Origin of the sequence: Methanobrevibacter sp. 87.7, assembly GCF_002208625.1 — an archaeon.
Lineage (GTDB): Archaea > Methanobacteriota > Methanobacteria > Methanobacteriales > Methanobacteriaceae > Methanarmilla.
Genome location: NZ_MRCT01000290.1, coordinates 1 through 539, shown reverse-complemented (window position 1 = coordinate 539; position 539 = coordinate 1). Strand labels below are relative to the sequence as shown.

1 pseudogene is annotated in these 539 nt (G+C 30.8%); it reads right to left on the bottom strand.

Features of this window, described 5'->3' with window-relative positions:
* Positions 1-539: pseudogene (locus BGI41_RS08405) on the bottom strand (adhesin); the annotation flags it as partial.

Below are 539 nucleotides of genomic sequence, written 5' to 3'. Positions count from 1 at the left end.
ATGTTCCATCACCAGCAAATCTAGTAACTACAGTGTAAGTTCCTCTTTTATTAATACTTACTTTAACAGTAGCAACACCTTTTGAATTAGTAGTAGCAGTATATGTTTTACCATTTACAGTAACAGATACTTTTTTACTTTGAGCAGGTACAGTGTATCTATGGGTTAAAACATTTTCACCTGTAAGTGTAATAGTTAAAGTTTTAACACTAGCACTTACTTTATATGTTTTTTGAGGAACAGCTAAACTACTTGCTTTTTTATTTATAGTAATTTTAGCAACTTCAAAACTACCAGAGTAATTATCATCACCTAAGAAACATATTGCAAAGGTGTAGATTCCACTCCATGCAAGATTAATTTGAAGACGAGCAACACCATTAGCATTAGTTGTTACATCATAAATAACATCATTGAAACCTATTTTAACAGGTTTATTAGCTAAAACATTACCATTTTCATCTTTAAGAATAGCAGTGAAATATCCACCACGTTCACCATGATAGAAATCAACAGCAGTTTGAGTCATATTACTACAA